We start from the raw sequence: 6701 nt of genomic DNA, 5'->3' as shown, positions 1-6701 counted from the left end.
CCCCCGCGTGGTCAAAGCCCTGCCTAAGCGCTACACCGTCCGGTTCCTCAGAAAGGACCTTAACTGAACGGCATTACGCCGCGAGGCGGCCCTTTTTTCTTGCCCGCGCCAAAAAGCACTAAAATCCAGCATTCGCCCCAGCCTGACCGCCATGCCCGCCACCTATGACGCCATCCTCACCGCCCCCTTCGGCAAGATCGGGGTGCGCACGGACGGCGCGCGCATCCGGGCCATCGTGTATCTTCCCGAGCACGTCGAGACGCGCGCCCCGGCGGACGCGCTGACGCAACAGCTCGCGCAGCAGCTGGAGGCCTACTACGCCAATCCCGACGCCGCCTTCGACCTGCCGCTAGCCCCGGCCGGCAGCGACTTCCAGCAGCGCGTGTGGCAGGCCATCAGCGCAGTGCCGCGCGGCGCGGTGACCACCTATGGCACCATCGCCGAGGCCATCGGCGCGATGCCGCGCGCCGTGGGCCAGGCCTGCGGGCAGAACCCTTTCCCGATCGTGATCCCCTGCCATCGCGTGGTCTCGGCGCGCGGCATCGGCGGCTTTTCGCACCATGCCGAAGACGGCTTCTACCTCGACGTCAAACGCTGGCTGCTGCGCCATGAGGGCGCCATGCTGATATGAGCGGCGCCGCCCAGCCACCTGACATCGCCACCGCGCCCAGCGACGCCGACGTGGCACTGGTCAGCCGCTTCTGCGACGCGCTGTGGCTGGAAGACGGCCTCTCGCGCAACACCATCGATGCGTACCGGCGCGACCTGACACTGCTGGCGCGCTGGCTGCAGCATGAGCACCGCGGCGAGTTGCTGGGCGCGGACGACGGCGCGCTGTCGGCCTACTTCAACGCGCGCCACACGCAGACCCGCGCCTCGTCGGCCAACCGGCGCCTGGCGGTGTTCCGCCGCTTCTACCAGTGGACGCTGCGCGAACACCTGGTCGAAGCCGACCCCTGCCTGCTGCTGCGCCCCGCCAAGCAGCCGCCGCGCTACCCCAAGACCCTGACCGAGTCCCAGGTCGACGCGCTGCTCGAAGCGCCCGACACCAACACGCCGCTGGGGCTGCGCGACCGCACCATGCTGGAGCTGATGTACGCCAGCGGGCTGCGCGTGTCGGAGCTCACGCAGATGAAGACCATCGAGATCGGCCTGAACGAAGGCGTGGCGCGCGTGGTCGGCGGCAAGGGCGACAAGGAGCGGCTGGTGCCGTTCGGCCAGCAGGCCGGCGACTGGCTGCGCCGTTACCTGGCCAGTGCGCGCCCCGCGCTGCTGGCCGGGCGCGCCTGCGACGCGCTCTTTGTCACGCAGCGCGGCGAAGGCATGACGCGGCAGGCGTTCTGGCACCTGATCAAGCGCCATGCGCGCGATGCCGGCGTGCACGCGCCGCTGTCGCCGCACACGCTGCGCCACGCCTTTGCCACGCACCTGCTCAACCACGGCGCCGACCTGCGCGTGGTGCAGCTGCTGCTGGGCCACGCCGATATTTCCACCACCCAGATCTATACGCACGTCGCCCGCGAACGCTTGCGCGAGCTGCACCAGCAGCACCATCCGCGCGGCTGAGCAAGCGGGCAGCGACCACTGTCATGAGCAAGACCAGGCACGTATCAGAAACCCCCGCCACGCAGTACCTGCGCAAGCATGGCGTCGCCTTCGGCGAGCATCCGTATGACTATGTCGAGCACGGCGGCACCGGCGAATCGGCGCGCCAGCTGGGCGTTCCCGAGCACGATGTGATCAAGACCCTGATCATGGAAGACGAGCGCGCGCAGCCGCTGGTGGTGCTGATGCACGGCGACTGCTCGGTCTCGACCAAGAACCTGGCGCGCCAGGCCGGCCGCAAGAGCGTGCAGCCGTGCAAGCCCGAGGTGGCGCAGCGCCACAGCGGCTACATGGTGGGCGGCACCTCGCCCTTCGGGACGCGCAAGCGCATGCCGGTCTACGTGGAAGCGACCGTGCTGGAGCTGGCGCGCATCTATATCAACGGCGGGCGCCGCGGCTACCTGGTCAGCCTGGACCCGACGCTGCTGGCCACGCTGGTGGACGCCCAGCCGGTGCAATGCGCACTGCCTGACTGAGCACATGACCGGGCGCCCCCGCGCAAACCGAGGGACGCTTCGATGCCAATCCGGGAAGTCACGGACGTAGCGAGGCCCCTGCCGCGCTACAATCGCGCCAGCCTGAAAACACCCCACTACACATGGCCAATCTGCTTTTCGCCCTTGCCGCCTACCTGATCGGCTCCGTTTCCTTCGCTGTAGTCGTCAGCAAGCTGATGGGATTGCCGGACCCGCACTCCTATGGCTCCGGCAATCCCGGCGCCACCAACGTGCTGCGCACCGGCAACAAGAAGGCCGCCATCCTGACGCTGATCGGCGATGCCCTGAAGGGCTGGCTGGCGGTATGGCTGGCCGCGCGCTTCGGGCCGGCCTACGGGCTGAACGAAACCGGACTGGCCATGGTGGCGCTGGCAGTCTTCCTGGGACACCTGTTCCCGGTGTACCACCGCTTTGCCGGCGGCAAGGGCGTGGCCACTGCGGCCGGGATCCTGCTGGCCATCGACCCGATCCTGGGCCTGGGCACGCTGGCCACGTGGCTGGTCATCGCGTTCTTCTTCCGCTACTCGTCGCTGGCGGCGCTGGTGGCGGCGATCTTCGCGCCGTTCTTCCATGTGCTGATGAACGGCGTGGACGTGATGACGGGGGCGATCTTCGTGATCAGCGTGCTGCTGATTGCGCGGCACCGGCAGAATATTGCGAAGCTGCTGGCCGGCAAGGAAAGTCGGATCGGCGAGAAGAAGAAGGTCTGAAAACAGCCTGGGCAGCCCTGACGCCGGCTCAGGCCTCGGCTGCCCCAAACAGCATCTCCACCCGGAACCCGCCGCCGTCGGCATTCACCAGGTTCAGCTTCCCGCCCGCCTGCCGCACCAGCCGGTCCACGATCGCCAGCCCCAGCCCGGAATGCGCATTGCCGCCCCGAGCCGGGTCCAGCCGCACAAAGGGCAGCGTAGCGCGATCCTTGTCATCCTCGGGAATGCCGGCGCCCTGGTCCTCCACCACCAGCAGGTAACCCTCCGGCGTGCGCGCGGTCGCAATGCACACCGGCGGCTTGCCATAGGCGTAGGCGTTGTCGACCAGGTTGCCGACGATGCGGTCCAGCTGCGTGGCGATCATGCGGAAGCCCTCGCCCGCGCCCAGCGACAGCACCACCTGGCGCTCCTGCTCGGCCAGCGACGCGGCCAGCTCATTGACGCGCCGGTCCACCGGCACCGGCCGCGCGGTCGACTCGCTGGTCTGCGCGAAGCTCAGGAACTGTTCGACGATGGCCGACATGGACTCCACGTCGCGCGTCACCCCCGCGGCGGCCTTGGGATCGGCCAGCATCTCGGCGCGCAGGCGCAGCCGCGCCAGCGGTGTCTTCAGGTCATGCGCGATGCCGGCCAGCATGGTGTTGCGCTCCTGGTCGATGCGCGCCAGGTCGGCCACCATGCGGTTGAAACGCTCGATCAGCTGGCGCAGCTCATGCGGGCCGCGCTCGCGCAGCGGCGGCACGGCGTGCTGGCGCGACAGCAGCTCTGCCGCATTGGCCATGTCGCGCACCGGCCGCTGAATCTGCCAGGCGATCAGCACGGCAAAGATGATGGCCACGCCCACCACCAGCATCACGCCCGGCACCAGCCGGTTGTCGGGCGGCGGATTGTGGACCCACAGGATCGGCATGGCGATCCAGCGGGCGCGGCTGGGCAGCTTGATCCAGATGCGCGGCGTGGTTTCGTCCTCCAGCCGGATCTCGGTGCCCTGCGGCAGCCTGCCGATGAACTGCTCGACCAGCCGGCGCGAGCGCCCGCCCTTGGGCACGGTGGCATGCTCTTCGGCGTCGGCCGTGTTGGCCGTCTCCACCAGGCTGGGCAGCTTCGCCGGCGGACGCGCGTCGAGCGCGCGCTCGATGCTGTCGAGCTGGAACAGCATCTGCTCGACGGAATAGTCCACCTGCTGCTGGCGGCGGTCCATGCGCAGGATGGCCAGCCATGAGAAATGGCTGATCACAAGCACGGCGGCGATCAGCAGCGCAATGCGGCCGAACAGGGTGTCGATACGTCGCAACTTCATCGCAAAGCAGGATCTGGTGGCAAGCGGCGCCAGGGGGCGGGCGCCGCGGCCATTATTCGGGGAGCCCCGCGGACATCTCTTCCGCTTCGTCGGGCACGAAGGTATAGCCGCGTCCGCGCACCGTCTGGATATAGCGCGGGCGCTGCGCGTCTTCATCGAGCAGCCGGCGCAGGCGCCAGATCTGCACGTCGATGCCGCGGTCGCTAATGCCGCTGGCGCTGCCGTACATCAGTTCGACGATGCGCTCGCGCGACAGCACTTCGAGCGGATGCATCAGCAGCAGCTTGAGCAGCGCAAACTCGGTATCGCTGATCGACAGCGTCTGGCCGGCACGGGTCAGCGTGCGCTGGCGGAAATTGACGCGGAACGGGCCGAAGGCGACCGATTCGCGGTCTTCGGGCGCCGCCGCCGGGCGCGCCAGCTTGCGCCGCAGTACGGCATTGATGCGCGCCAGCAGTTCGCGCGGCGAAAACGGCTTGCCAAGGTAGTCGTCGGCGCCGATCTCAAGCCCGACGATGCGGTCGATCTCGTCGCTGCGGGCCGTGAGCAGGATCACCGGGATATCGTCGTTCTTGGCGCGCAGGTTGCGCAGCGCGGTCAGGCCGTCGACCTTGGGCATCATCAGGTCCAGCACGATCAGCGCGGGGCGCTCGCGCTCCAGGCGCGCCTGCAGGCCGTCGCCGTCATGCATCACCGAGACGGCAAAACCCTGCTGGGTCAGGTACTCGCGCAGCAGGTCGCGAAGTTCGGGATCGTCGTCGACGACGAGGATCTGGGTAGGCTGGTTCGTTCGCATAGGCACATGATAGTCAGCCCCGGCGCCACACATGCCGGTTTGGCCGGGCGGTTTTGTTTCCGGAGGTTACACCCGGGGCGCTGGTAATCCGCTGTAATAAAAGCGCCGGGCGCCGAAATACGGGCGTCCGGGCCCGCACATTATCCTTGCGGCATGACGTGCCACCGGCGCCGCCGCATTGCGCGCCACACGGCACTTGCCGGCCTGCCGGCCACCCCGCGGCGTGCCCTCCCACGCGGCAGGCCGGCGCCCGTGGCGTTGCGGCATACTGCTGCATCGTCACTTGCCAGACCGAACATTGCCGGCGCGCCGCGCGCGCCGCCCCCAGGATTTGCGGACATGTCCAACCCCGAACAAGGCCAGCCTACCCCCACCCCGACTCCGTCTTCGCGTCCGCCCGAGGGCACTCCGCCGCGGCGCACCGGCCGGCGCCGGCTGACCGCCGGCGTGCTGGCGCTGCTGCTCGCGGGGGGCGCCTGGTACTGGTATGCCCATCGCGGCCAGGCGCCGCAGGAGGCGACCGGGGCGGCAGGCGCGCAGCGGGGTGCCAGCGGCCCGGGCGCGCGGGGTGGCGCCGGTGGCCCCGGCATGCCGCGCTCGCCCGTGGTGGTCGCCACCGTGGCCAAGCGCGATATGGACGTGGTGCTCAATGGCCTGGGCAATGTGACCCCGGTGTCCAACGTCACCGTGCGCGCGCAGGTGTCCGGCCCGCTGCTCAAGGTACTGTTCAAGGAAGGCCAGATGGTCAGGGCCGGCGACGTGCTGGCCGAGATCGACCCGCGCCCGTTCCAGGCCGCGCTGGACCAGGCCGTGGGCCAGCTGGCGCGCGACCAGGCGCTGCTGCAGAACGCCAGGCTGGACCAGCAGCGCTACCGCACCCTGCTGGGCCAGGACTCGATCTCCAAGCAGCAGGTCGATACCCAGGACGCGCTGGTGCGCCAGTACGAGGGCGTGGTCAAGACCGACCAGGGCAATGTCGCCAACGCGCGCCTGCAGCTGGGCTACACCAGGATCGTGGCGCCGGTGTCGGGCCGCATCGGCCTGCGCCAGGTCGACCCGGGCAATATCGTCAATACCGGCGACACCAACGGCATCGCGCTGATCACGCAGATCCAGCCGATTGCCGTGATGTACACCATCCCCGAGGATAACCTGCCCTCGGTGCTGAAGAAGCTCAACGCCGGCGAAAAGCTGCCGGTGCAGGCCTGGGACCGCCAGGTGCGCAACCAGCTGGGCGAAGGCACGCTGCTGACCACCGACAACCAGATCGACACCACCACCGGCACGGTCAAGCTCAAGGCGGTCTTCCCCAATGAAGACGGCATGCTGTTCCCCAACCAGTTCGTCAACGTGCGCACGCGCGTCGATACCCTCAGGGACGCCACCGTGATCCCGGTGGCCGCAATCCAGCGCGGCCAGCAGGGCACCTTTGTCTACACCGTGGACGAGGCCAGCAAGGTCAAGGTGCAGGTGGTCACGCTCGGCCCGGGCGACGGCAGCCGCAACGCCGTGCTCAAGGGCCTGGAGCCCGGCCAGCGCGTGGTGGTGGACGGCGCCGACCGCCTCAAGGAAGGCATGACGGTGGAGGCCGTCGATCCGGCCGCGCGCGCCGCCGCGGTGGTGCCGGCCAGCCAGCCGCGCGGGCGCGGCCGACGCAACCGGGACGGCGGCGGTGCCAGCGGCGCGCACGCCGACGCCAGCGGGGCCGCAGCCTCCGGCGCGGCCGGCGAACATCGCCGCCACCGCGACGCCGGCGCCAGCGCCCCGCCCGCCAGCGGCGCGCAGCAGTAAGG

At 69.4% G+C, this 6701-nt stretch carries 7 protein-coding genes; 5 read left to right on the top strand and 2 right to left on the bottom strand.

Annotated elements, in window-relative coordinates:
* Positions 1 to 151: 151 nt before the first annotated feature.
* The 4 genes from AC3WL8_RS34355 (at position 152) to plsY (ending at position 2812) form a co-directional block, all read left to right on the top strand.
* Positions 152 to 631 carry a methylated-DNA--[protein]-cysteine S-methyltransferase gene (locus AC3WL8_RS34355; protein WP_013955670.1) on the top strand — a complete coding sequence of 160 codons (480 nt, stop codon included), beginning with the start codon at positions 152 to 154 and terminating at the stop codon, positions 629 to 631.
* Positions 628 to 1566 (top strand): site-specific tyrosine recombinase XerD, encoded by a 939-nt coding sequence (gene xerD, locus AC3WL8_RS34350; protein ID WP_492379745.1) that lies wholly within the window; start codon positions 628 to 630, stop codon positions 1564 to 1566. Before AC3WL8_RS34355 ends, xerD begins: the two co-directional genes overlap by 4 nt.
* Before the next feature lie 23 nt (positions 1567 to 1589).
* A complete protein-coding gene (locus tag AC3WL8_RS34345) occupies positions 1590 to 2081 on the top strand; it encodes an aminoacyl-tRNA deacylase (RefSeq protein ID WP_153955656.1) in 492 nt (163 codons plus the stop codon).
* A 122-nt stretch (positions 2082 to 2203) separates the two neighbouring features.
* A complete protein-coding gene (plsY, locus tag AC3WL8_RS34340) occupies positions 2204 to 2812 on the top strand; it encodes a glycerol-3-phosphate 1-O-acyltransferase PlsY (protein ID WP_013955667.1) in 609 nt (202 codons plus the stop codon).
* 28 nt (positions 2813 to 2840) lie between these two features.
* Here the strand turns inward: plsY and AC3WL8_RS34335 are convergent, their stop codons facing one another.
* Together AC3WL8_RS34335 and AC3WL8_RS34330 are read right to left on the bottom strand one after the other, a co-directional pair.
* Complete coding sequence (locus AC3WL8_RS34335; protein ID WP_013955666.1) at positions 2841 to 4112, bottom strand: ATP-binding protein; 1272 nt, start codon at positions 4110 to 4112, stop codon at positions 2841 to 2843.
* Positions 4113 to 4164: 52 nt separating this feature from the next.
* A complete protein-coding gene (locus tag AC3WL8_RS34330) occupies positions 4165 to 4908 on the bottom strand; it encodes a response regulator (RefSeq protein ID WP_013955665.1) in 744 nt (247 codons plus the stop codon).
* A 339-nt stretch (positions 4909 to 5247) separates the two neighbouring features.
* On the opposite strand from AC3WL8_RS34330, the gene AC3WL8_RS34325 reads away from it, so the two are divergent.
* Positions 5248 to 6699, top strand: coding sequence for an MdtA/MuxA family multidrug efflux RND transporter periplasmic adaptor subunit (locus AC3WL8_RS34325; protein WP_492379744.1), 1452 nt, complete (start codon positions 5248 to 5250; stop codon positions 6697 to 6699).
* Positions 6700 to 6701: the final 2 nt, after the last annotated feature.

The organism is Cupriavidus sp. FW305-F7, assembly GCF_058782875.1.
The sequence above is the reverse complement of the archived record's forward strand: the minus strand, read 5'-3'. Positions and strand labels throughout refer to the sequence as shown.

Bases quoted from the DNA above. Each gene is read 5' to 3' on its own strand.
- AC3WL8_RS34355 (WP_013955670.1), top strand. From the start codon at position 152: ATGCCCGCCACCTATGACGCCATCCTCACCGCCCCCTTCGGCAAGATC.
- AC3WL8_RS34330 (WP_013955665.1), bottom strand. From the start codon at position 4,908: ATGCGAACGAACCAGCCTACCCAGATCCTCGTCGTCGACGACGATCCC.
- AC3WL8_RS34335 (WP_013955666.1), bottom strand. From the start codon at position 4,112: ATGAAGTTGCGACGTATCGACACCCTGTTCGGCCGCATTGCGCTGCTG.
- AC3WL8_RS34325 (WP_492379744.1), top strand. From the start codon at position 5,248: ATGTCCAACCCCGAACAAGGCCAGCCTACCCCCACCCCGACTCCGTCT.
- AC3WL8_RS34345 (WP_153955656.1), top strand. From the start codon at position 1,590: ATGAGCAAGACCAGGCACGTATCAGAAACCCCCGCCACGCAGTACCTG.
- xerD (WP_492379745.1), top strand. From the start codon at position 628: ATGAGCGGCGCCGCCCAGCCACCTGACATCGCCACCGCGCCCAGCGAC.
- plsY (WP_013955667.1), top strand. From the start codon at position 2,204: ATGGCCAATCTGCTTTTCGCCCTTGCCGCCTACCTGATCGGCTCCGTT.